This window comes from Amycolatopsis sp. NPDC049691 (assembly GCF_040675005.1).
Lineage (GTDB): Bacteria > Actinomycetota > Actinomycetes > Mycobacteriales > Pseudonocardiaceae > Amycolatopsis.
On the sequence record NZ_JBFANX010000002.1, the window covers coordinates 336,058 to 359,664 of the forward strand.

Annotated in this window: 21 protein-coding genes; 11 read left to right on the forward strand and 10 right to left on the reverse strand. The window is 70.9% G+C overall.

What is annotated here, in order from left to right:
- Nucleotides 1–42 precede the first annotated feature (42 nt).
- The 4 genes from AB0J40_RS05885 to AB0J40_RS05900 all read left to right on the forward strand — a co-directional run bounded on the left by AB0J40_RS05885 (nucleotide 43) and on the right by AB0J40_RS05900 (nucleotide 3,658).
- Nucleotides 43–828 (forward strand): response regulator transcription factor, encoded by a 786-nt coding sequence (locus AB0J40_RS05885; protein WP_364448187.1) that lies wholly within the window; start codon nucleotides 43–45, stop codon nucleotides 826–828.
- 139 nt (nucleotides 829–967) lie between these two features.
- Complete coding sequence (locus AB0J40_RS05890) at nucleotides 968–2,803, forward strand: acyl-CoA dehydrogenase (RefSeq protein WP_364448190.1); 1,836 nt, start codon at nucleotides 968–970, stop codon at nucleotides 2,801–2,803.
- A gap of 135 nt (nucleotides 2,804–2,938) precedes the next feature.
- Nucleotides 2,939–3,214, forward strand: a complete 276-nt coding sequence (locus tag AB0J40_RS05895) for a GlsB/YeaQ/YmgE family stress response membrane protein (protein WP_086671054.1) — start codon at nucleotides 2,939–2,941, stop codon at nucleotides 3,212–3,214.
- A 150-nt stretch (nucleotides 3,215–3,364) separates the two neighbouring features.
- On the forward strand, nucleotides 3,365–3,658 hold the full coding sequence (locus AB0J40_RS05900; protein WP_086864128.1) for a GlsB/YeaQ/YmgE family stress response membrane protein: 294 nt from the start codon (nucleotides 3,365–3,367) through the stop codon (nucleotides 3,656–3,658).
- Here AB0J40_RS05900 and AB0J40_RS05905 read toward each other — a convergent pair.
- Nucleotides 3,648–5,027 (reverse strand): MFS transporter, encoded by a 1,380-nt coding sequence (locus AB0J40_RS05905; protein WP_364448194.1) that lies wholly within the window; start codon nucleotides 5,025–5,027, stop codon nucleotides 3,648–3,650. The genes AB0J40_RS05900 and AB0J40_RS05905 overlap by 11 nt on opposite strands.
- Nucleotides 5,028–5,149: 122 nt before the next feature.
- Here AB0J40_RS05905 and AB0J40_RS05910 point away from each other — a divergent pair, with 122 nt between their 5' ends.
- Nucleotides 5,150–5,989, forward strand: coding sequence for a helix-turn-helix transcriptional regulator (locus AB0J40_RS05910; protein ID WP_364448196.1), 840 nt, complete (start codon nucleotides 5,150–5,152; stop codon nucleotides 5,987–5,989).
- The gene (locus AB0J40_RS05915) at nucleotides 5,986–6,693 is read left to right on the forward strand and encodes a leucine-rich repeat domain-containing protein (RefSeq protein ID WP_364448199.1); all 708 of its coding nucleotides are present in this window, start codon (nucleotides 5,986–5,988) and stop codon (nucleotides 6,691–6,693) included. Before AB0J40_RS05910 ends, AB0J40_RS05915 begins: the two co-directional genes overlap by 4 nt.
- Before the next feature lie 4 nt (nucleotides 6,694–6,697).
- Here the strand turns inward: AB0J40_RS05915 and AB0J40_RS05920 are convergent, their stop codons facing one another.
- The 3 genes from AB0J40_RS05920 to AB0J40_RS05930 all read right to left on the reverse strand — a co-directional run bounded on the left by AB0J40_RS05920 (nucleotide 6,698) and on the right by AB0J40_RS05930 (nucleotide 11,192).
- Nucleotides 6,698–8,593 (reverse strand): VanW family protein, encoded by a 1,896-nt coding sequence (locus tag AB0J40_RS05920; protein ID WP_364448707.1) that lies wholly within the window; start codon nucleotides 8,591–8,593, stop codon nucleotides 6,698–6,700.
- Between the two features lie 453 nt (nucleotides 8,594–9,046).
- Entirely contained in the window at nucleotides 9,047–9,379 is a 333-nt protein-coding gene (locus tag AB0J40_RS05925; RefSeq protein ID WP_364448202.1) for a co-chaperone GroES, read from the reverse strand.
- 1 nt (nucleotide 9,380) lies between these two features.
- A complete protein-coding gene (locus AB0J40_RS05930) occupies nucleotides 9,381–11,192 on the reverse strand; it encodes an NHL domain-containing thioredoxin family protein (protein WP_364448709.1) in 1,812 nt (603 codons plus the stop codon).
- A gap of 164 nt (nucleotides 11,193–11,356) precedes the next feature.
- On the opposite strand from AB0J40_RS05930, the gene AB0J40_RS05935 reads away from it, so the two are divergent.
- Nucleotides 11,357–11,932 (forward strand): hypothetical protein, encoded by a 576-nt coding sequence (locus AB0J40_RS05935; protein WP_364448205.1) that lies wholly within the window; start codon nucleotides 11,357–11,359, stop codon nucleotides 11,930–11,932.
- Between the two features lie 47 nt (nucleotides 11,933–11,979).
- On the opposite strand, the gene AB0J40_RS05940 is transcribed toward AB0J40_RS05935, so the two are convergent.
- The 4 genes from AB0J40_RS05940 to AB0J40_RS05955 all read right to left on the reverse strand — a co-directional run bounded on the left by AB0J40_RS05940 (nucleotide 11,980) and on the right by AB0J40_RS05955 (nucleotide 16,818).
- Nucleotides 11,980–14,292, reverse strand: a complete 2,313-nt coding sequence (locus AB0J40_RS05940) for an oxidoreductase (protein ID WP_364448207.1) — start codon at nucleotides 14,290–14,292, stop codon at nucleotides 11,980–11,982.
- A gap of 61 nt (nucleotides 14,293–14,353) precedes the next feature.
- Entirely contained in the window at nucleotides 14,354–15,112 is a 759-nt protein-coding gene (locus AB0J40_RS05945; protein WP_364448209.1) for an amino acid ABC transporter ATP-binding protein, read from the reverse strand.
- The gene (locus tag AB0J40_RS05950; protein ID WP_364448212.1) at nucleotides 15,109–15,912 is read right to left on the reverse strand and encodes an amino acid ABC transporter permease; all 804 of its coding nucleotides are present in this window, start codon (nucleotides 15,910–15,912) and stop codon (nucleotides 15,109–15,111) included. Before AB0J40_RS05950 ends, AB0J40_RS05945 begins: the two co-directional genes overlap by 4 nt.
- Nucleotides 15,913–15,993: 81 nt before the next feature.
- Complete coding sequence (locus AB0J40_RS05955) at nucleotides 15,994–16,818, reverse strand: transporter substrate-binding domain-containing protein (protein WP_364448214.1); 825 nt, start codon at nucleotides 16,816–16,818, stop codon at nucleotides 15,994–15,996.
- A 148-nt stretch (nucleotides 16,819–16,966) separates the two neighbouring features.
- Between AB0J40_RS05955 and AB0J40_RS05960 the strand changes: the two genes are divergently transcribed.
- Genes AB0J40_RS05960 through AB0J40_RS05970 form a run of 3 tightly spaced genes read left to right on the forward strand, consistent with a single transcriptional unit; the run spans nucleotide 16,967 to nucleotide 20,419 of the window.
- Nucleotides 16,967–18,622 (forward strand): circularly permuted type 2 ATP-grasp protein, encoded by a 1,656-nt coding sequence (locus tag AB0J40_RS05960; protein ID WP_364448712.1) that lies wholly within the window; start codon nucleotides 16,967–16,969, stop codon nucleotides 18,620–18,622.
- A gap of 10 nt (nucleotides 18,623–18,632) precedes the next feature.
- Nucleotides 18,633–19,580 carry an alpha-E domain-containing protein gene (locus AB0J40_RS05965; protein ID WP_364448217.1) on the forward strand — a complete coding sequence of 316 codons (948 nt, stop codon included), beginning with the start codon at nucleotides 18,633–18,635 and terminating at the stop codon, nucleotides 19,578–19,580.
- Nucleotides 19,577–20,419, forward strand: a complete 843-nt coding sequence (locus tag AB0J40_RS05970; protein WP_364448219.1) for a transglutaminase family protein — start codon at nucleotides 19,577–19,579, stop codon at nucleotides 20,417–20,419. Before AB0J40_RS05965 ends, AB0J40_RS05970 begins: the two co-directional genes overlap by 4 nt.
- Here AB0J40_RS05970 and AB0J40_RS05975 read toward each other — a convergent pair.
- Nucleotides 20,416–21,417, reverse strand: coding sequence for a hypothetical protein (locus tag AB0J40_RS05975; protein ID WP_364448221.1), 1,002 nt, complete (start codon nucleotides 21,415–21,417; stop codon nucleotides 20,416–20,418). The two genes, AB0J40_RS05970 and AB0J40_RS05975, sit on opposite strands and share 4 nt — an antisense overlap.
- A gap of 85 nt (nucleotides 21,418–21,502) precedes the next feature.
- Between AB0J40_RS05975 and AB0J40_RS05980 the strand changes: the two genes are divergently transcribed.
- Complete coding sequence (locus AB0J40_RS05980) at nucleotides 21,503–22,063, forward strand: helix-turn-helix domain-containing protein (protein ID WP_364448223.1); 561 nt, start codon at nucleotides 21,503–21,505, stop codon at nucleotides 22,061–22,063.
- Here AB0J40_RS05980 and AB0J40_RS05985 read toward each other — a convergent pair.
- A complete protein-coding gene (locus AB0J40_RS05985; protein ID WP_364448226.1) occupies nucleotides 22,060–23,481 on the reverse strand; it encodes a M20/M25/M40 family metallo-hydrolase in 1,422 nt (473 codons plus the stop codon). The two genes, AB0J40_RS05980 and AB0J40_RS05985, sit on opposite strands and share 4 nt — an antisense overlap.
- Nucleotides 23,482–23,607: the final 126 nt, after the last annotated feature.

Sequence of the window (23,607 nt, forward strand, 5' to 3'; positions counted from 1 at the left end):
TCCGGCGTCCCAGGAGCGACGTCGCAGAGACGGAGGCCCGCGATGCACGGCATCGAGCCCACCCGCAGGCCCACCGGGCCGATCGGACCCGGCGGGCGCAGTCTCGGCGTGGCGGTCGTCGACCCGGTCCCGATCTTCCGCGACGGCCTCGCCGCGCTCGTCCACCGCAGCCAGGGGCTGCACTGGGCGGGCCAGGCGGCCAGCCACCACGCCGCGCTGCAGCTGTGCGAGCAGGTCAAGCCGGACGTCGTCGTGCTCGATTCGGCGCTCGACCCGAACTGCCACCTGACGAAGCTGCTCAACGCCGGCGACCCGGCACTGATCCTGGTCACGCTGATCCGGGACACGAACCGCACGCAGCAGTACCTCGCGGCCGCGATCGCGGCGGGCACGCACGCGATCGTGCCACGGTCGATCGATTCACGACGGCTCGCCGAAGCGATCCGGCGGGCCCACTCCGAACGCCGGTACATCGACCCGGCGCTCGCCGCGCTCACCGCCCGGCCCAAGCGGGCGACCGTGCCCAAGGGCGACCTCGCCCACGACAGCCCGCCCGCGCCGCGCGGCTCGATGCCGCTGTCCCGGCGCGAGTACCAGGTGCTCCAGCTGGTCGCCGAGGGTCTCGAGAACTCGGCGATCGCGAAGCTGCTGTTCCTGTCCGTCGAGACGGTCCGGACCCACGTCAAGAGCATCCTGCGCAAGCTGTCCGCGCGGGACCGCACGCACGCCGTCACGATCGCGTTCCGCGGCGGGATCCTCGTCGCCCGCGCGGAGGACGGCCACCTGCCGGTGACTGCCGACACAACGGCGCTCCCCGGCCAGCGCTGACCCCGGAAACCGCCCGGATTTCCGCACTCGGAAGTGCGGATCTGCTTGCTCCAGTTACCCGCAGGTAATATCCTGAAGTTACCGGCGAGTAAGGCGAACATGTGCCCGGCCGGGGAGCCGAACACATTGGAGTGACGACATGGGCCACTACAAGAGCAACGTCCGAGACCTGGAGTTCAACCTCTTCGAGGTCCTGGGCGTGCAGGAGCGCCTGGGCAAGGGTGTGCTCGCCGAGTCCGACGAGGAGACCGCCCGCGGGGTGCTGTCCGAGCTCAACAAGCTCGCGACCGGTCCGCTCGCCGAGTCCTTCGCCGACGCCGACCGCAACCCGCCCGTGTACGACCCGAAGACCTTCAGCGTCAAGATCCCCGAGTCGTTCAAGAAGAGCTACCAGCAGCTCATCGAGGGCGAGTGGTGGCGCCTCGGCCTGACGAACGACCTCGGCGGCTTCGGCCTGCCCCCGACGGTCCAGTGGGCCGCGTCCGAGCTGATCCTCGGCGCGAACGCCCCGCTGTTCATGTACATGGCGGGCCCGAACTTCGCCATGATCGTGAACAAGAACGGCACCGAAGAGCAGAAGCACTGGGCCCAGATCATGATCGACCGGCAGTGGGGCGCCACCATGGTGCTGACCGAGCCGGACGCCGGCTCCGACGTCGGCGCGGGCCGCACCAAGGCCACCAAGCAGGAGGACGGCTCCTGGCACATCGACGGCGTGAAGCGGTTCATCACCTCGGCCGAGCACGACATGAGCGAAAACATCATGCACCTCGTGCTGGCCCGCCCCGAGGGCCCCGGCATCGAGACCAAGCCGGGCACCAAGGGCCTGTCGCTGTTCCTCGTCCCGAAGTTCCACTTCGACTCGAAGACCGGTGAGCTGGGCGAGCGCAACGGCGCCTTCGTCACGAACGTCGAGCACAAGATGGGCATCAAGGCCTCGACGACGTGCGAGCTGACCTTCGGCCAGCACGGCACCCCGGCCAAGGGCTGGCTGCTCGGCGAGGTGCACGACGGCATCGCGCAGATGTTCCAGGTCATCGAGTACGCCCGGATGATGGTCGGTACGAAGGCCATCGCGACGCTGTCGACCGGCTACCTCAACGCGCTCGAGTACGCCAAGGAGCGCGTCCAGGGCGCCGACCTGCCGAACATGCTGAACAAGACCGCGCCGCGCGTCACCATCACGCACCACCCGGACGTCCGCCGCTCGCTGATGCTCCAGAAGGCGTACGCCGAGGGCCTCCGCGCGGTCTACCTGTACACCGCGTCCTTCCAGGACCAGCTGTGGACCGGCGAGGGCGACCAGAAGATCGCGCACGGCGTCAACGACCTGCTGCTGCCGATCGTCAAGGGTGTCGGCTCCGAGCGCGCCACCGAGCAGCTGGTGCAGTCGCTGCAGACGCTGGGCGGTTCCGGCTTCCTGCAGGACTACCCGATCGAGCAGTACATCCGCGACGCCAAGATCGACTCGCTGTACGAGGGCACCACGGCGATCCAGTCGCTGGACTTCTTCTTCCGCAAGATCGTCCGCGACAAGGGCGCGTCCCTGGCCTTCGTCGCCGGCGAGATCACCAAGTTCATCGAGTCCGAGGCGGGCAACGGCCGGCTCAAGAACGAGCGTGCGCTGCTCAAGCAGGCCCTTGAGGACACCCAGGGCATGCTGGGCTCGCTGATCGGCTACCTGACCGCGTCGCAGGAGGACCCGCAGAGCATCAACAAGGTCGGCCAGCACACGGTCCGGCTGCTGATGTCGGTCGGCGACCTGCTCATCGGCTGGCAGCTGCTCAAGCACGCCGAGGTCGCGATCGGCAAGCTCGACGCGGGCGCGTCCGCCAAGGACGTCCCGTTCTACGAGGGCAAGATCGCCGTGGCGTCGTTCTTCGCGAAGCAGGTGCTGCCGGAGCTGACCTCCCGCCGCGCGATCGTCGAGGCCGCCGACAACGCGCTGATGGAGCTGGACGAAGCCGCGTTCTGATTGGTCACGAAACGGGCCTTCCTCGCGTGAGGAAGGCCCGTTTTGTGTTTCAGGGTCCCGCGGTGCGGGCATTCCGCTCACCGAGTCCGACGGACCCGAGTGGCCGGGTTCGCGGATCCTTGAGAGGAGAAAGTGATGACTGTCGCCGGCATCGTCAGCGCACTCATCGTCGGGCTGATCATCGGTGTTCTGGGCCGGCTGGTCGCACCCGGCAAGCAGAGCATCCCGATCTGGCTGACCATCGTGATCGGTATCATCGCCGCCTTCATCGGCACGGCCATCGCGCGCGGCCTCGGCTACGCCGACACGAACGGCATCGACTGGCTGGAGATCCTGACCCAGGTCGTGCTCGCCGCCATCGGCGTGAGCATCGCCGCCGGGGCGTACGGGCGCCGGGGCGTAACCAGGTAGCGGTTACTTCGAAGACCCGGCCCGGTCCGGTCCGCTGTCGGGGGCGGACCGGGCCGGGTCTTTTCGTGTCACCTCATCGGGGGTCAGCGCGCGCGGGACGGCGGGATCGGTGCCACCGTGGCGCTTATTGGCCTATCCGAGGAGGCAGCTGTGCTCGGCGGACTTTGGGGCATCATCTCGACGATCATCGTGGGCCTGATCCTGGGCGTGCTGGGCAGGCTCTTCGCGCCGGGCGACCAGAAGATCCCCATCTGGCTGACGATCGTCGTCGGCATCGTGGCCGCGTTCATCGGCAACTGGCTCGCCGGGGTGTTCGGCGTCCGCGACACGGCCGGCATCGACTGGATCCGGCACATCTTCCAGATCGTGGCGGCCGTCGTCGGCGTCATCGCGGCCTCGGCGATCTACGCCAAGGTCAAGGGCGGCAGCCGCACTACCGCCTGAGCGACAGGCCTGCGCCGACGAGCAGCAGCGCGGCGGCGCAGGTCATCGCGGTGGTGAGGGCGGTCGCGGACGACGTCACGGCCAGGGTCAGGAACAGGCTGCCGAACGTGGCCACGCCGACGACCTGGCCCAGCTGCAGCGTGGTGGTCAGCAGGCCGCTGACGTCCGCCGCGCGCTCGAGCGGGACGTGCGTCAGCGCGTTCACCATCAGGGAGCCGAACGCCGGCCCCATCGACAGCCCGAACAGCAGCAGGGCCACGAAGAAGAGCGTCCCGCCGTCCCGGCCCAGCCCGAGCAGCGCGTAGGCGACCGCTGATCCGACGTAACCGGCCGGGGTCAGCCACGCGTGCACGCGCCGCGGCAGCCGGCTCCAGAAGAACCCGCACAGGCCGAAGACGATGCCGCCGGGTGCCATCGCCAGCCCGGCGGCCATCGCCGTCTTGCCGAGGCCCGACTGCAGGTGCAGCGACACGCAGAAGAGGAACCCGCCGTAGGACGCCACCCCCGCCGCGAGCGTCGCCAGTCCCGGGGCGACCCCGCAGATCTTCAGGGCGGCGAGGTCGACGAGCGGATCGGCCACCCGGCGTTCGACGACCACGAACAGCACGGCCAGCAGCGCGCCCACCGCCATCGACGCGAACGTCCACGCCGGCCAGCCGGTTTCGTGCCCGAGCACCAGCGGCAGCACGACGAGCACCACCGACGGCACGGCCATCGCGAGCCCGGCGAGGTCGAGCCGACGTCCGGCCTTCGCCACGCCGCCGGGCACCAGCTTGGCGGCGAGGACGGCCACGAGCACGCCGATCGGGACGTTCACCAGGAAGACCGGCCGCCAGCCCGTGCCGAACAGGTCGGCGCCGACGAGCACCCCGCCGAGCACCTGGCCCGCGACGAACGCGACGGAGATGACGGCGGTGTACGCGCTGAGCGCCTTCGCCCGCGCGCTGCCGGTGAACTGCGCCTGGATGAGGCTGATGACCTGCGGCATCATCAGCGCGGCCCCGGCGCCCTGGGCGATCCGCGCGAGGATGAGGACCGTTTCGCCGGGCGCCAAGCCGCAGACGGCGGAGCAGACGGTGAAGGCGATCGTGCCGGTGACGAAGAGGCGTCGCCGTCCGTACAGCTCGCCGAGGCGGGCGCCGGTGATGAGCAGCATCGCGTAGCCCACGGTGTAGCCGGACACGACGAGCTGCAGCGCGGCGCCGGACGCGTGCAGGTCGGTGCGGATGTCGGTCATGGCGACGTTCACGACGGTGACGTCGAGCAGCGCCATGAACTGGCCGAGCAGGAGGACGGCCAGCATGAACCACGGCCGCCGGTCCGGCCGGGCTTCCCGGTCCGTGGCCGGGGCAGGGGTGGTCAGAGTCATGGCTCCGACCTTGGGGTTCCGCGGTCTTTTCCGGAGAGAGCCTGCGGATGCTGGTGCTGGGAGTACCTGCTTCGCGGGCTGAGCCATCCAAAACTGTCGTACCCCTCCGGCACCATGTCCGCATGCCCCAGACGCAGGTCCACACCAGCCTCCGAGAGGAACTCGGCCAGTTCCTCAAGGCGTGCCGGGCGCGGATCGGCCCGGAGGAGGTCGGCCTCGCGCCCGGCCCGCGCCGCCGGCTCAGCGGGTTGCGCCGCGAAGAGGTGGCGCTGCTCGCCGGCGTCGGCGTCACCTGGTACACGTGGCTGGAGCAGGGGCGGCCGATCAACGCGAGCTCGCAGGTACTCGACGCCGTGGCGCGCACGCTGCGGATGGAGCCCCCGGAGCGGGAGCACCTGTATCGGCTGGCGGAGCTGACGCCGTCGCGGCTGCCGTCGACGGTGGAAACGGTGCCGGACACGGTGGGCGAGGTGCTGCGCGCGCTCGATCCGCTGCCCGCGACGCTGGTCAACGGCCGGTTCGACGTCCTGGCGTCGAACGCGGCGCAGGAGGAGCTGTTCTGGGAGTGGCACAGCCTGCCGTGCCTGCACAAGAACCTGCTCTGGTGCTGCGTGACCGAGCCGAACGCGCGGCGGTTCTTCGTGAACTACGACGAGGAGGTCCCCTACATGGTCGCGCGGATGCGCGCCGAGTACGGCAGGCACGTCGGCGACCCGTCCTGGGAAGAGGACATCCGCCGGCTGTCGGCGCTGAGCACGGAGTTCGCCGAGCTGTGGGCCCGGCACGAGGTCGCCGAACCGCAGGCGCGGCTGCGGCAGCTCGACCATCCGCGGGCCGGCCGGATGAACCTCCGGCTGACCGAGCTGGCGGTGTCCGAGGCGCCGGGGCTGCGGATCCAGGTGTCCACCCCGGACGACCCGCGCAGCTGGGCGTTGCTGCCCCGGACCAGGCGGTCGTCATGACGTCGGTCGAACTGAGCGGCCAGGGGCTGACTTCGGTGCCTTCGTTGCCTTCCGACGTGACGCACCTCGATCTCTATCGCAACTCGCTCTCGGCGGTGCCTTCGTCGCTGTGGTCGCACACCGGGCTGGAGGTGCTCAACCTTGCGGCGAACCGGCTGTCGTCGCTGCCGCCGGGGATCTCGGCGCTGACGTCGTTGCACACGCTTGACCTGGGGCACAACGAGTTCGGCATGCTGCCGGACGAGCTGGGCGACCTGGCCGGGCTCACCGAGTACCTGTACGTCAGCGACAACCGGCTGACGTCGTTCCCGGCGGCTTGGTGCCGGTTGAGCCGGTTGCGGTACCTGGGGTGCACGGACAACCGGATTTCATCGCTTCCACCGGACCTCTCCGGGTTGGCTTCGCTGCGCGAACTCCGGTTGTACCGCAACGGGTTGACCGCCTTGCCGGAGTCGATCGGTGCGCTCGGTGCGTTGCGGGAGCTGCACTTGCGGGGCAACCGGTTGACCGCGCTGCCTTCGTCGATCGGCTCCCTTGGTGAGCTGCGGCAGCTCGACCTGCGGGAGAACCTCCTGGAGACCCTGCCGTCGTCGATCGCTCAGCTGTCCAAACTGGACAAGCTCGATCTGCGGTGGAACAAGCACTTCCGGGAGCCGGCGTGGCTGCGGGACTTCGAGGAGGCTGGTTGCATGGTACTTCGCTGACAACTCAACAGAGAACGGTCGGACGCGGCCCGTAGGTCGCCGTGTGCGAAGTCCGCCGGACTTCGGCGCCGCTCGCGACGTCGTAGAGCACGCGCGTGTCGGTGACGCTGAAGCCGGGCGTCCCGATCGACGGCCGGCACGGGCCCGTGCCGCCGCCGAACTGGACCGGCGGGGGATCTCCGGGGGTTTGCGCGCCGGTCTGGCTCTCGACGCGGTAGTGGCGGGTGCCCCAGATCCGGACGGTCACGGAGTCGCCGGAAACCGTGGCCTGGATGGCGATCCCGGTCGGCGAGTCGTTGGTCAGCTTGAGCTCGACCGGGCTGCCGTCGGCGTTGACGGCCTTGGCGTCGCGGCCGGCGGGGTAGCGGTCGAGGTAGTGGTCGTGCTCGAGGTGACCACCGTCGGCCAGGCCGGCGAGGTAGCCCGCGTTGTACAAAGTGGACGCGAGCTGGGAGACACCGCCACCGACGACTTCGGCGCCGGTGCCGTCTTCGTCGACCGGGGCGGGCACGTAACCGGTGTCGGCGGTGCGCGGGCCGGAGCGGGCGCCGAGGCTGAACGTCTCGCCGGGCTTGACGATCGTCCCGGACACGCGGGCGGCGAGCGTCCGGTTGTTCGTCGCGGCCGGGCCGGCGAGGCCGCCGGTGGTGAACTCGCCGATGACCTCCTTGATGCCGAGCGCGCTGGCGGCGTCGGTGGTCACGCTGGGGCTCGACGCGCTGTAGACGACGGGGAGGTCCCGGCCGTCGGTCTTCTTGAGCACGTCGATGAGCGGCAGGAAGGTCTTCTCCCAGTTGACCTTCCTGGCGTCCTCGGAGGGCTCGACGGCGGGCTGGTCGCCGGTGAAGACGATCTGGGCGTCCTTGCCGTCGGTCTCGGTGCTCGCGAGGGGGTCCTTGAGCGCGGCCTGCAGCTTGCCCTGGTCGATGCGGACCTCGACGGCCCCGCCCTCGACGGCGGCGAACTGGAACGACGAGGCGATGGTGGCGGGCGTGAGCGGCACGTCCTTGCCCTGCCCGCGCACGACGACGGGCTTGGCGACGGCCGGCACGACGATCTGCTGGTAGGCGGCCTGCACCCCGGCGGCGGTGGCCTTCACGGGCGTGATCGCCATGCCGAGCTTGACGCCACCGGGGTCGAGCCAGTGGTCGGTGACGGTCCGCACGGCGCCGGCGAGGTCGGCCAGCTGCTGGCCCTGCCGCGGCAGGATCGGGTAGGGGGTGACGCCGCCGTCGCTGCCCTCGACCGCGACGAACCCGACCGCGCCTTCGGTGGCCGGGTGGTTCAGCCTGCCCTCGGCGAGCTCGCGCACGGCCTGGCTGATCTGGTCCGGATCGGTCCGCGTGGCGACGCCGACCTCGCGGCTGGTGAAGAAGGACATGATCCGCGTGATCGGACTGAGCGGCTGGTGCCCGGCGAGCCCGAGGGTGTTCGGCCAGTCCAGCCCGAGCCCGGACTTCGAGGGCACGAGCTCGGCCTGGACATCACCGGCGTGGATGACGACGGGCCTGGTCAGCCGCGGCTCGAGTTCCTTGCGCAGCTTGGCTTCGGCTTCGGCGTGGGTGAGCCCCCCGACCTCGATCCCGGCAACGGTGACCCCGCGCGGCACATCACCGGCGCTGACGAGGAGATCGACGGCGTAGAGGATGACGAAGAGCCCGAGCGCGATCCCGATGGACATCATGGTCCGGGCAACGCCCTTCCGCAGCTTCCGCGCAGGCGTTTCGGGCGCGGGCGGCGGAGCGGGGGTTTCGAGAAGTTCGCCGAGCAGATCATCGGAGAAGAGATCAGCGGTAACGGCGGCATCATCGGCGGCCGGAGCCAGAACGGTGCCGGCGGGCGCAGCGGCAACCTCGACCGCGGGCGGTTCCGCGGCCACGGGCTCCGCGGGCCAGGCCACGGCAGCCGGCTGGGCAGCCTCGGCGGCGCTTTCGGCGGCGAGCGATTCGGCGGGCTCGGCAGCCGCCGCGGCTTCGGCCGCGGGCCACTCCGCGGTGGGCTCCGCTGCGCTATCAGCGGCGAGCGACTCCGCGGGCTCGGCGACCGCCGCGGCCAACTCGGTGGTGGGCTCGGCTGCCCTTTCAGTGGCGAGCGACTCGGCAGGCTCGGCGACCGCTCCGGCTACCTCGGCCGCGGGCGACTCCGCCGGCTCAGCGGGCTTCTCCTCGGTCGGCCCCGCTGCGGGCAACTCCGCGGTCCCGGCTTCGGTCGGCTCGGGCGCGACCTCGGCCGGCTCCTCCGCCCCAAGCTCGGCCACGGCGGGCTCCGGACTCCCCGGCTCGCGCTCCCGCGTCTCGGCGCGCTCGCGCTTGTCGTCGTCTGGCACGCCCCCTGCCCCTCCGCGGGAGCCGGCTTACAGGTAGAGCCCCGTGCCGTGCTCGGTCCGCTCCGTCGCCACCGCGTGGATGTCGCGTTCGCGCATCACCAGGTGCCCCTCGCCCTGGATTTCGACCTCGAGCTGGTCCTCCGGGTTGAAGAGCACGCGGTCGCCGGTCTTGACGTTCCGCACACTGTTGCCGACGCCCAGTACATCACCCCACGCGAGCCGCCGCGCGACCTGCGCCGTCGCGGGGATCACGATGCCGCCGCTGCTGCGGCGCTCGCCCTCTTCCGGTGACAGCCGCACGAGCACCCGGTCGTGCAGCATCTGGATCTCGAGTTTCGGCCCGGCAGACACGGTTGGCATGCTACTCGGCCGGTGCGCCCGCCATGACCAGGCTCAGCTCCCGCGCCCCGTCCGCCGCCAGGCGGACCGGGACGCCCCAGTCCTGCCGGGTGATCCGGCACGCCGGGTGCTCACCGCCGTCGTCGCAGCTCGCGGCCTGCGCGACGACCTGCAGCACGCCCTCGGTCACCCCGTCGGCGAGCCGGATCGTGCGCTTCAGGTCGGTGCCGGTACCGCCGCCGTCGGCCAGCAGCGACGGCGGCGACGCGCTGATCTCCAGCCGCGTCGACGGGCCGAAGCGGTCGTCGAGCTTCTCGCCCGGCGGCGCGCTGAAGACCACCGAGAAGTCGATCTCGCCCGGCGCGAGCACGGTCGGCGGCCGGCGGACGGCGTGCGCGTCACCGGACACGACCGTCGGGTCGGCGGCGGGCAGCGGGCCGATGCGGTTGCCCGCCGACTCGACGACCAGCAGCTCGCCGTCGTGCAGCAGCAGCCCCTGCGGCTCCGAAAGGCCGGTGGCGATCGTGGTCACTTGACGCGTGAAGACGTCGAAGCGGCGTACGGCGCCGTTGTAGGTGTCGGCGATCGCGATCTTGTCGCCGGGCAGCACCGCCAGGCCGAGCGGGTGCTGCAGCAGCGCCTGGTCGGCCGGGCCGTCGGTGTGGCCGAACGAAAACAGGTCGACGCCGATCGCCGTGTGGACGGTGAACGACTCGCCCTCGGACTCGATCCAGCGCAGTGCCGACGTCTCGGCGTCGACGAGCCACAGCTTGTCGCCGTCCACGGCGAGGCCCGACGTCTGCGCGAAGAACGCTTCGCCGACGTCGCCGTCTCGCAGGCCCTCGACCGTCGTCCCGGCGAAACGGCGGATGCTGCCGGAGACCGGGTCGAACACGCTCAGCGTGTGGTTGCCCGCCATCGCGACGACGATCCCGCCGGCCGGGCCGTACCAGGCGACGTCCCACGGGCTCGTCAGGTCGACTTCGACGCCCTTGCCCGAGTCCGGCCCGCTGCGCCACTGCGCGCCGGTGCCGGCGACCGTCGTCACCTCGCCGGTGATCAGGTCGAGGCCGCGCAGCCGGTGGCCGGCGGTGTCGGCGACGACGGCGTGGTAACCGGCGCGCTCGGCGACGTCGTAGGGCAGCAGCGCGATGCCCGACGGCTCGGCGAAAGTCGCGATGTCGAACGGGCCGTCCTGGCCGCCGCGTTCCCCGCTGCCGAAGCGCCGGATGACGGTCTCGCCGTCGGAGGCGAACTCGACGATCGCGTGGTGCCCGGTGTCCGCGACCAGGACGCGTCCCTCGGCCGTCGCGACGGCCTTGCTCGGGAACCGCAGCTCGCTGACCTGCTCCTCGACCGGCACGTACGGGCTACCGCCGCGGCGAAGCGTCCCCTTCGCTTCGTGCTTCGTCACGAGGTCCGCGATGACGCGGCGAAGCGCCTCTTCGTGCCCTTCGCCCGCGGCGACGTGCACCACGTACCCTTCGGGGTCGACGACCGCGAGCGTCGGCCACGCGCGGACCGCGTACTGCGACCACAGCTCCATCTTCGGGTCGTTGACGACCGGGTGGTGCACGTCGTAGCGCCGGACCGCGGCCTCGATCGACGCGCGCTCGCCCTCGTGCAGGAACTTCGGCGAGTGGACGCCGATGGTGACGAGCACGTCGGCGAACTCGGCCTCGAGGGGACGCAGCTCGTCGAGGACGTGGAGGCAGTTGATGCAGCCGCTGGTCCAGAAGTCCAGCAGCACGATGCGTCCACGCAGCCCGGCGAGGGTCAGCGGGCGGCCGCCGGTGTTCAGCCAGAGGTCGCCGCGCAGCTCGGGGGCGCGCACGCGGGCCTGCGGTCGGGGTGAAGTCACGGCAAGAGTGAACTACACGCGTTCACGCTGTGTTCCGAAGTCCAGCCGATGAGAGAACAAACTCACCCCATGGGGTGCCCCGCCAAAACGGCGGAAAAGGACGCGCGGCGCGGTGAGCCGCCGCTTAGGCTCACCTCATGACCCCCGTCCAGCCGGCCGGCGCCCTCACCTTGGAGGAGGCACGGCACCTGCAGGAGAACCTCCGGGAACCGGTGCGTCCCGGGCTGACCGAACCCGAGCTCGACGACGTCGAGCGCCGGTTCGGCTTCCGCTTCGCCGCGGACCACCGCACGTTCCTGTCCGCCGGCGTCCCGATCGGCGACCGCTGGCCGGACTGGCGCTGCGGCAACCCCGAGCAGCTGCGCAAACGGCTGGCCTGGCCGGTCGACGGCGTCCTCTACGACGTCGAGCACAACGGCTTCTGGCTGCCCGACTGGGGCACGCGCCCGGTCGGCCCGGAGGACGCGGTCCGCGAAGCCCGCCGTCGCCTGGCCGACGTGCCGCAGCTGGTGCCGGTCTGCGGGCACCGGTACCTGCCGGGGCTGCCGGGCACGACGGGCTACCCGGTGCTGTCGGTGTACCAGACGGACATCATCGTGTACGGCTGTGACCTGCGCGATTACCTGAACCGCGAGTTCGCGACGGGCGGTATCAGCACGGCGCCGCCGGACGGGCCGAGGTACATAGAGTTCTGGTCCCGCTTCATCGACTAACGAACTCTGGCGTTCTCTAGCGTCAACGCTAGAAAGCGGGAGAAAGCTCAACTCTCCCGGCGCAGCATCCGGCTCACACCCGCCGCCACCGTCGTCGCCAGGATCCAGCCCGACGCCGTGAAGCCCGCCGCCACCCAGTTGTCCGTTCCGTGCATGTACCAGCGGGACTTGTTGCCGAAGTCGACGATCGGGACCAGCAGGTCCGCCGTGTAGATCACCGGGTTCCACTGCAGGCCGGTGTCCTGCTGGTTGACCACGCACCTCGGGCCGTTCGCGATGATCTGGTGCGTCTCGTCGGTCCTCCAGGTGGTGCAGTCGTCCGTGCCGAGGCCGAACCACAGGCTGCCCAGCACCAGCAGCGTGAACAGCCAGCCCAGCGCGCGCACCGGGCGGTAGCCGTAACCCACCATCGACCGCTGGAGCCAGCTCCACAGCCGTACCCCCGGGCCGAAGAACTTGAAGCCGCGCGCCAGCGCCTCGTACCTGAACTGCTGTTTGCGCAACGCCACCGTCGACGCGTGCTCTTCGTTGCCCGCCGCGCGGAGCATGTGGGCCAGCTGGTCGTACGGGCCCGGACGATAACCGCGCATGGCCTTGCGGAGCAGCTCGATGCGGCGGTCGAGGGCCTTGTCGTCGTCGAGCGGGATTCCCCGGCCCAAGGCGTCGTAGCGGAAGTCCTCCAGCTCGATGCCGCTGGACGCGGCCCAGAACTCGTCGTTGTCCGTCAACGTCCCGCAGTGCGCGCGGCGCAGGACCACCCGGCCGGCCGGGGGCGCGTTCGGCGTCAGCGTGAACTCGTCCGCCGCGACGTCGCCGGCGTCGAGGGCCACGCTGAACGGCGGCAGCGACCTCAGCTCCGAACCCCGCAGGTCCACGCGGCGGGCCACCTGCGCGCCGTCGAGGTTGACGCCGCCCTCCGCGACGAACGGGCGGCCGTTGTTGTCGCGCAGCGTCAGGTCGCGGCCGATCCGGCCGGTGCGGACGTCGAGGGAGAAACTGCTGGTCGCGCGCAGACCCGGCTCGGTCAGCCGGGTGCCCGCCAGGTTGATCGAGCCGCCGACCTCGACACCCTGCAGGCGCAGCGTGCCGTGGATCGTCGCGTCGGTGAGCTGGAAGTTGCCCGCGATCCGCGACCGGCGCGCCGAGAACACGTCCCGGCCCGGGTGGCGGAACATCGAGTTCCAGGCCAGGAAGTTGCCGCCGACCGTGACGTCGGCCAGGCGCAGCTGGCCGGTCGGGACGCGCAGGCTCGTCGCCTCGATGTCGCCGCCGATCTCGGTGCCGTCCAGGTGCAGCGCGCGGTCGTAGTACGGCTGGGACTTGCCGCGCACCACGCTGACCTCGGCGCCGGCCAGCCGCAGCGAGCCGCCGATCCGGGCGTTGACCATGCGCAGCGTGCCGAGCGCCTGCAGGCCGTCGGACAGTTCGACGTTGCCGTCGACGCGCATGCGGTCGGCGACCAGCGCGGGTCGCGGGTCGAGGTAGGGGTCGTTGGACTTCCACGCGTCGACGGCGATCGGGCCCTGCTGGGACACCGTCAGCTTGGCCTCGCGCAGCACGATGTCGCTGTCGACGGTGGCGCTCGGCAGGTACATGATCCCGGTGGCGGAGAAGCGTTTCCGCTGGCTGGCCGGCCCGTAGTTGTCGACCTCGCACAGCAGGCTGCCGCCGATGTGCAGGCCGTTGCCGTTGAGCGCGAAGCCGTCCGGGTTGTTCAGCGTGGCGCCCGAAAAGTTGACGTTACCGCCGGTCCGCAGGCCGGGGAGGCGGACTTCGCCGTTGGCGACCATCCGGTAGGCCAGCAGCGCGCCGGTCAGCACGAGCCGGTCGGCCTGGATCGCCTTGCCGTGCGGGTGCGAGATGACCGTGCGGGTCAGCACCATCGAGCCCTCGATGACGGCGTCGGTCAGGTTGACCGCGGCGTTCGGCATCCCGCGTTCGCGGTCGTCGCCGCGCTGGACGGTCGTCTCCTCGATCTCGCGGTCGGCGCCGTCGACCTGCACGACGCTGCGGATCAGCCGGACGTCGTTGCGGCTGCGCATGTTGCGGGCCTTGAGCCCGGGCAGCCAGCACTTGCGGAACACGAGCCCGAGCAGGTTGGCCTCGCGCACGTCCGGCGGGTGCTCGAACCGGCAGCGCTCGAACCGGAACAGGTACTTGAGGTCCGCGGCGCGCAGGTCGAGCGTGCCGGTGATGTAGGCGTCCTCGACGTAGACGATCGGGGCGTTCGTGGCCTGCCGCCGCCAGCGCAGCAGGCCGCCGTTGCCGGGTTTCAGCAGGTCGGACGCCCTGACCTCGTACCGGCGGTCGGGAATGCCCGCGAAGGGGTCGAGGGGCGGCAGCGCGTTTTCGGTCGTCACGGACTGCCCCCTCCCTCACCCTCCCTCAAAGTAGCGAACGCGAACGAAATTCGCAGGCGTTTCAGTCGTCGAGGCTGTGCGTCGGATCGAGGACCCGCTTCAGGAACGACTTCGTGCGTTCGTGCTGCGGGTCGCCGATCACCTGGCTCGGCGGGCCCTGCTCGACCACGACGCCGCCGTCCATGAACAGCACGCTGTCGGCCACCTCGCGGGCGAACTGCATCTCGTGCGTCACGACCAGCATCGTCATGCCCTCTTCGGCCAGCTGCCGCATGACGGCGAGCACGTCGCCGACCAGCTCCGGGTCCAGCGCGGAGGTCGGCTCGTCGAACAGCATGACGTCCGGGTTCATCGACAGCGCCCGCGCGATCGCGACGCGCTGCTGCTGGCCGCCGGAGAGCTGGCCGGGCAGCGACGTCTCCTTCTCGCTCAGCCCGACCTTCGCGAGGTTTTCGCGCGCGACGCGCTCGGCCTCTTCCTTGCCGCGCTTGAGGACCTTGCGCTGGGCGACGGTCAGGTTGTCCAGGACCGTCAGGTGCGCGAAGAGGTTGAAGCCCTGGAAGACCATGCCGATCTTGCGCCGGGCGGCGTCGATGTCGACGTCCTCGTCGGTGATCTCGTTGCCGTTCACGACGATCTTGCCCTGCTGCGGCTCCTCCAGGAGGTTCACGCAGCGCAGCAACGTGGACTTGCCCGAGCCGGACGGGCCGATGATGCAGACGACCTGGCCGCGCTCGACCTGCAGGTCGATGCCCTTGAGCACCTCGAGCGGGCCGAAGGCCTTGTGCAGGCCGGTAATTTCGACGATCACGTCGCTCACTTGGTACCCCCGGCCACTCCGGCCCCGTATTTCTTCTCCAGCCGCTGCTGCAGGATCGACAGCGGGATGGTGATGACCAGATAGCAGAGGCCCGCGACGACGATCGGGGTCAGGCCCTTCGCCTCCAGCAGCGCCTGGCGGCTGAACTGCGCGAGCTCCTGCTGCGCCGGCGTCGTCCCGAGCAGGAACGCCAGCGACGAGTCCTTCGTCAGCATGATCAGCTCGTTGGCCAGCGGCGGCAGCACGATCCGGAAGGCCTGCGGGATGACGATCGTGATCATCGACCGCGTCGGCGACATGCCGAGCGAGCGGGCGGCCTCGACCTGCCCGCGCGGGACGGCCTGGATGCCGGCCCGGATCGTCTCGGCCATGTAGGCGGAGGACACGATGCCGAGCGCGACCATGATGGAGATGTTGCGCGGCAGGTGGGTGTCCGGGAAGGCGATCGGCACGCCGACGCCGACCGCCAGGAAGATGAGCAGCGCGGGCAGGCCGCGGAAGAACTCGATGTAACCGCGCGCGAACCACCGGTACGGCCCCACCGAGGACAGCCGCATCAGGGCGAGCACCAGGCCGAGGCCCAGGCCCAGCGCGAAGCCGAGCGCGGTGAAGATGATGGTGTTCTTCAGCGCCACCGTGATGACGTCGGGGAACTGCTTCGCCGCGACGTCGAGGTCGAAGAACGCCCGGCCGATCTGGCCCCAGTTGGCCAGGAAGGCGAGCACGACGACGATCACGAGCAACAGGACGTACTGCGCACCCCGGAACGCCGATCGTCGCTGGCGTCGGCTCAGTGCCATTTCACTCCTCGAGCAGGCCCGGAACGGGCATCGGAAACGCCACTGTGGCCGGTGCCGAAGCACCGGCCACAGGCGGGGGTCTTACTGGGTCGGGTTACCGGGCAGCCAGGTGGGCGCCTTGCCGAACCACTTCTGGTAGATCTGCGCGTAGGTGCCGTCCGACACCGCGGCCTTCAACGTGTCGTTGATCGCCGTGACCAGGGCGGTGTTCCCCTGCTTGACGCCGATGCCGTAGAACTCGTTGGTCTTGAACTCGGTCGCGACGGCGGTGTCCGGGTTCGTCTTCACGAAGTCGTAGAGGACGCCGTTGTCGTTGACGCCCGCGTCGACCGTGCCGTTCTTGACCGCCTGCTCCTCGAGGGCGAGGTCGTCGAACGTGACGATCTCGGCGCCCTTCGCGTGCTCCTTGGCGTAGTCGGCGCCGGTCGTGGCCGACTGGACACCGATCTTCTTGCCGGCGACGTTGCTGAAGTCCTTGATCGGCGAGCCCGCCTTGACCAGCAGCGCCTGGGTGGCCTCGAAGTAGGGCTCCGAGAAGTCGAACTTCTGCTTGCGCTTGTCGGTGATCGTCATGCCCGCCGCGGCCAGGTCGCACTGGCCGGAGTTCATGGCCTCGCCCGACTCGATGTTCTCGAAGGCGATGTCGACGATGTTCTGCTGGACGTTCAGCTTCTTCGCGACCAGGTCCACGAGGTCGACGTCGAAGCCGACGATCTTGTCGCCCTGCTTCACCTGGAACGGCTGGTAGGGCAGGTGCGTGCAGGTCGTGAGCTTGCCCGCGGCGATGAGCTGGACACCACCGGCGGCGGTGCCGCCTTCGTCGCCCCCGCACGCGGCCAGGGCACCGGCCGCCAGGGCGAGAGCCGGGATCAGGGCGAGCGCCTTGAGTTGGGGTACTCGGGCCACGTCGTCACTCCTCGTAGTTCTCAGGTTCTGAGAGCACGCATATTGCCACTCATCCATACCAAAGCACAGCACTGTCGAGTTACGGCGACGTTTCGCACCGCGCCCACCTGAACGAGAGTGTCGCGCACGAAGGGGCACGTGGGTGAGGATGTCGTTCATGAACGCGACCCCGCCCCGGCTGCCCCCGTCCGGTCGACGCGCGCGGAAGGCGACTACCCGCCGGATCACCCGGCCGGGGGCGCGGTTCGAGGGGTACCTCTCCCCGGAACGCCCGCACGCCGGCGCCTACGACGAGATGTTCGCGCCGGACGGCACGGTCCGCGGCCCCTACCGCGCGCTCTACGAGTCGATCGCCGCGCTCGACGCGCACGACCTGAACTCGCGGTCGCAGGCGCTGGACCGGGCGATGGTCGACCAGGGCATCACGTTCTCGCTGTCCGGGCAGGAGCGGCCGTTCCCACTGGACCTGGTGCCGCGGGTGATCCAGGCGGCCGAGTGGACGAAGCTCGAGCGCGGCGTCGCCCAGCGCGTCCGCGCGCTCGAGGCGTTCCTCGCCGACATCTACGGCGACCGGCAGATCCTGCGCGACGGCGTGCTGCCGCGGCGGCTGATCACCTCGTGCGAGCACTTCCAGCGGGAGGCGTTCGGCATCAACCCGCCGAACGGCGTGCGCATCCACGTGTCCGGAGTGGACCTGGTGCGCGACGAAGAGGGCACGTTCCGGGTGCTGGAGGACAACCTCCGCAACCCGTCCGGGGTGTCGTACGTGATGGAGAACCGGCGGACGATGGCGCGGGTGTTCCCGGACCTGTTCGCCCAGCACCGGGTCCGCCCGGTCGGTGACTACGCGTCACACCTGCTCCGGGCGCTGCGCGCGGCGGCCGCGGCGAACGTCGCCGACCCGATGGTCGTCGTGCTGACCCCGGGCGTCTACAACTCGGCGTACTTCGAGCACTCGCTGCTCGCGCGGCTGATGGGCGTCGAACTGGTCGAAGGCCGGGACATGTTCTGCCGCGACAACGTCGTCTACCTGCGCACGACCGAGGGCGAGCGCCAGGTCGACGTCATCTACCGGCGGATCGACGACGAGTTCCTCGATCCGGTGCACTACCGGCCGGACTCGGTGCTCGGCATCGCCGGCGTCCTCAACGCGGCGCGCGCGGGCAACGTCGTCGTCGCGAACGCGGTCGGCAACGGCGTCGGCGACGACAAGCTCGTCTACACCTACGTGCCCGAGATGGTGAAGTACTACCTGAACGAGAAGCCGCTGCTGCCCAACGTGGACACCTTCCGCTGCTGGCTGCCCGACGAGTTCGACCACGTCATGGCGCACCTGGACGAACTGGTCGTCAAGCCGGTCGAGGGCTCGGGCGGCTACGGGATCGTCTTCGGGCCGGAGGCGACGCCGGCGGAACTGGCGACGCTACGGCGGAAGGTGCGCGCGAACCGGCGCGGCTGGATCGCGCAGCCGGTGGTCCAGCTCTCGACCGTGCCGGCCAAGGTGGACGACCGGCTCGCGCCGCGGCACGTCGACCTGCGGCCGTTCGCGGTCAACGACGGCAAGGACATCTTCGTCCTGCCCGGCGGCCTGACGCGGGTGGCGCTGCCGGAGGGCAGCCTGGTCGTCAACTCCTCGCAGGGCGGCGGCTCGAAGGACACGTGGGTGCTGGCGTCCCGGGCGTCGACGGCGGAGCGCGAGCTGGAGTCCCCGGCGCTCGGCGCGATGTCCACTGTGGACGGCCTGATCGCCGAGCAGGGGCCCGAGCTGACCTCGTCCCAGCAACAGCAGCAACAGCAGAGCTAGGGGGTCGGAGATGCTGGCACGCAACGCGGAGTCGCTGTACTGGATCGGCCGCTACGTCGAACGCGCCGACGACACCTCCCGGATCCTCAACGTCTCGGTCCACCAGCTGCTGGAGGACGCGACGGTCGACCCCGACCACGCCAGCCGCCAGCTGCTGGCCGTCCTGGGCATCGACACCCCGGACGGCGAGGCCCTCGACGTCTGGAAGCTGACCGAGCTGGTGGCGTACGCGAAGGACAACCCGGCGTCGATCGTCGGCTCGATCAACTCCGCGCGCGAGAACACCCGCGGCGCCCGCGAAGTCGTTTCGACCGAGCTGTGGGAATGCCTGAACGCGACGTGGAACGCGGTCCCGGACCGGCAGCGCTACGCCCGGCGCGCCGGGCCGCACGCGTTCCTGTCGTTCGTGGAGGAGCGCGCGGCGATGTTCGCCGGGCTCGCCGACTCGACGATGTCCCGCGACGACGGCTGGCTGTTCATGGTGCTCGGCCGCTCGATCGAACGCGCCGACATGGTGGTCCGGCTGCTGCTGTCGCGGGTCGCCGACCGCGCGTCCTCGCCGGGCTGGATCACGGTGCTGCGCTCGGCCGGCGCGCAGGACACGTACCTGCGGACGTACCGCGGCGCGCTCGACGCCGGCCGCGTGGTGCAGTTCCTGGTGCGGGACACGCTGTTCCCGCGCTCGGTGTTCCACGCGCTGCGGCAGGCGGAGGAGTGCCTGCAGCGGCTCGACCCGGGTGGCGGCTCGCGCAGCAACGAGAAGTCCGAGGCGTTGCGCCAGCTCGGCCGGGCCCGCAGCGAGCTGGAGTTCCTGCGCCCGGCGGACCTGCTGACCGACCTGCCGCGGCGGCTCGGCGGGTTGCAGACGACGATCAAGGAGATCGGGGAAGCGGTGTCGTTGCAGTACTTCAGCACGTCGCCGTGGGTGGCGTGGAGCGGTGCGGAGGTTTCGCTGTGACGTGGCAGCTGCGGGTGGCGCACCGGACGGGGTACCGGTACGCGACACCGGCGACGCAGTCGTACAACGAGGCGCGGCTGACCCCGCGTTCGGACCGCCGCCAGACGACGGTCGCGACGCGCATCGAGACGACCCCGGCGACCCGGGCCTACCGGTACACCGACTACTGGGGCACGGTCGTGACGTCGTTCGACCTCCACGCGCCGCACACCGAGTTCACGGTGCTGGCGACGTCGGTGGTCGAGACGGCGGACGAAGCGGAGCCGATCCGCACCGCGACCTGGAAGGACCTGCGGTCGGAGACGGTCGTCGACCACCGCACCGAGTACCTGACGCCGACCGACTACACCCCGCGCGACCCCGAGCTGGCGCGCGAGGCGCGCGTGCTGCGGACGGGCCTGGACCCGGCGGACGCCGTTCTCGCGGTCTGCGAGTGGGTGAACAAGCAGCTCAAGTACCAGCCGGGCACGACCGGCGTCCACTCGACGGCGACGGACGCCTGGCAGGCGCGCGAAGGCGTCTGCCAGGACTTCGCGCACGTCACGCTGGTGATGCTGCGGGCCATCGGCATCCCGGCGCGGTACGTCTCGGGCTACCTCCACACGAAGCCGGACGCGAAGCTCGGCGAGGTGGTCGAGGGCGAGTCCCACGCCTGGGTGGACGTGTGGACCGGCGGCTGGTGGGCGTACGACCCGACGAACGCGATCGCGGTCGGCCCGCGGCACGTGTGGGTGGCGATGGGCCGGGACTACGCGGACGTGGCGCCGTTGAAGGGCATCTTCACCGGCGGTGGGCAGTCCACTTTGGACGTCTCGGTCCACCTGACCCGGCTGGCTTAGAGGAGGAAGGTTCCGCCCGCGGCTTCGGCGAGTTCGGCGCCGAGCACGGCCGCCGGTGTTCCGGTGCCGGGCTTGGCTTCGCCGCGCGCGAGCCGGGCCGCCGCTTCGGCCACGGTCGCGGCGGTGAAGTCCATGGCCTCGCCCGCCCGGAGCCAGCCTTCGCGCGTCGTGCCGTCCGGCCAGGTGACGACGGCGTGCCCCCAGGAGTGCGTGCGCGGGCGCGGGGCGGCCTTCGCGCGGACCGCGGCGAGCCTCCGGACGGCGAGCCGGCGCACGGCCGGGATCGCCACCAGCCTGCTGAGCAGCGGCACCAGTGCCCGGACCACCGGAGAGACCGGCGCGAGTCCGGAGTAGACCGTGACGTCCGGCGTGCCGCTCGCGCGCTGGGCGGCGATCAGCTCACCCGAGGGAGCACCCGCCGCCGTCATCGACTCGCCGTCCGGCAGGGCGATGGTCCTCGGGGCCGCGCCGGACCTGGCCGTGGTCAGGGCGTCGACGATGCTGGCGGCCAGCGCGACCCCCACGGCGCCTTCCTCGACGGCGACGGACGCCAGCGCGTCGACCCGCACGGAGGCCGGTGTCGGCCGCCCTTCGCACAGCTTCACCACGACCGCCTCGGTGGCCAGGACGCCGAAGCCCACCCCGGTCAGCAAGGTGCTGCCGCCGGCCTGGGCCTCATCGCGGAGGTCGAGCAGCCGCTGAACGGCAACCACGTCCGCGGCCAGGTCGACGTAGTGCCCGCCGGGCAGGCAGGCTCGCGCGATCGTCGGGGCCGTGGCGGCGTACTCGCCGATCGTGTTGACGACGACCGCCGGCCGGCGACGCCGGATTTCGGCCGCGATGGCGTCGGCACCGTCGGCGACGACGAACTTCCCGCCGAGCGCCTCCAGCCGCGTCTGATCGCGCCCGACCAGCACAGTCTCCAGCCCGCGTTCGGCCAGCGCGGCGGTGACGGCCCGGCCGGTGCGCCCGGACGCGCCCAGGACCCAGATCTCCATGTCGGCTCCTCGGTGATGTCTCAGTGTGTCATCACTGAGGCTAGCACGTGACGACACAGTGAGACATCACTTGTAGGCTGGGGTCGTGGCCAGATGGGATCCCGGCACCGCGGACCGGCTGCGGAAAGCCGCGCTGGAGCTGTTCGCCGAGCACGGGTACGACGCCGTGACCGTGACGCAGATCGCCGAGCGCGCCGGGATCACCCGCCGCTCGTACTTCCGCTACTTCCCCGACAAGCGCGAAGTCCTCTTCGCGGGCGCGGAGCAGCTACCGCCGGCGGTCGCCGAAGCCGTCCTCGCCGCTGAAGAGGCGGAGTCGCCGCTTCGCACGGCGCTCGGCGCGCTCGTCGAGGTCGGCACGCAGGTGACGCGGCTCGTCGACCCGTCGCCGGAACGCCGGGCCGTGATCGCTTCGAGCGCCGAGCTCCGCGAACGCGAGCGGAGCAAGGGCGCGGCGATCACGGCCGCGATCCGAGACGCCCTGGAACGCCGCGGCACCCCGCCTGAGCTGGCGAAACCGGCGGCCCAGGTCGCGGCGATCATCCTCGGCGACGCCTTCGACCGCTGGATCGACTCCGGCGGCGCCGAGGAGTTCCCGGCCTACCTCGACGCCGCGGCCGAGGCGTTCCGGGAAGCCTGCCGCTAGCCGCGGGCGTGCGCGTCCAGGATGTGCGCGACGGCCTCGGTGACCCGCTGCGCGTAGTCCAGGTGCAGCCACTCGTCCGGCACGTGGATGTTCGAGTCGGACCCGCACGCGCCGGTGACCAGGAACTGCGCCTCCGGGTACTTCCGCGAGAGCAGGCCCATGAACGGGATCGACCCGCCCATGCCCGCCGCCCGGTGCGGCTGCCCGAAGACCTCGTCGCTGACCGTGCGCAGGGCGTTCGTCAGCCACGGCGCCTCGGTCGGCGCGTTCCAGCCGTCCTCCGCCTGCGGGTTGGGGCCGAAGGTGACCTTCGCGCCGTACGGGACGTCGGTGCTGAGGGCCTTCTTGACCGCTTCGAGGCCCTTCTCGGCGTCGGCCGTCGGCGGGAGCCGGAAGCTCAGGGTCAGCGTGGTGCTTTCGCGGAGCACGTTGCCGGCGTCGGCGGGCTTCGGGAAGCCGTCGGCGCCGATCACCGACAGCGTCGGCCGCCACGTGTTGTTGAGCGCCAGCTCCAGCGCGTCTTCTGTGATCACCCGGCCGCCTTCGACCAGCGGGAACGCCGTCGAGAGCGCCTCCGGGAAGTCCTGCGAGACGGCCTTGAGCTCGGCCAGCCGGTTCGCCGGGACGTCCACCTTGAGCTCGTCGAGCAGCAGCTCACCGGTCGTGCTGTCCTCGAGCCGTTCGAGCAGCTTGCGCAGCACGCGGAACGAGCTGGCGACGACGCCGCTGGCGACGCCGGAGTGCTGCGCCGAGGCCAGCAGCTGCACGGTGACGTCCAGGTGCAGCATCCCGCGCAGGCTCGTGACCAGCCACAACCGCTCGTAGTCACTGCCGCCGGCGTCGAGGCAGACCACCAGCGAGACGTCGCCGATCCGGTCGGCCAGGTGCTCGACGTACGCGGGCAGGTCGGGGCTGCCGGACTCCTCGCCGGTCTCCAGCAGCACGACGATCCGGGCGTGCTCGCCGCCGGCCGCGTGGACGGCCTGGATCGCCGTCGTCGCCGCGTAGCCGGAGTAGCCGTCGTCGACGGACCCGCGGCCGTACAGCCGGCCGTCGCGGATCACCGGCGTCCACGGGCCGAGGCCCTCGGACCAGCCACCGACGGGCGGCTGCTTGTCGAGGTGGCCGTACATCAGGACGGTGCCCTTGCCCGCCGCGCCCGGGGTCGCCGGGACGTCGACGAGCAGCAGCGGCGTGCGGCCTTCGAGCTGGACGACCTCGAGCGTCGCGCCGGGCAGGTCGCGCGCGGCGATCCACTCGCGGACGTGGTCGACGGCGGCGGCCAGGTGCCCGGTGTTCGCCCAGTCGGCGTCGAAGGCCGGGGACAGCGCGGGGATGGCGACCAGCCCGGACAGGCTCGGGACGACGTCGTCGGTCCACGACGTCACGACGGATTCACGAACGGATTTCTGCTCCACGCCGCCATCGTGCCACGGGGGTACCGGCGTGCGGCACGTCACAAGGTCGCCTACCGCTCGTGAGTGGCTAGGGCGGTTCTGACCGTCCTAACCACTCACGAGCCTGGTGAGCGGGCGGGCCGGATT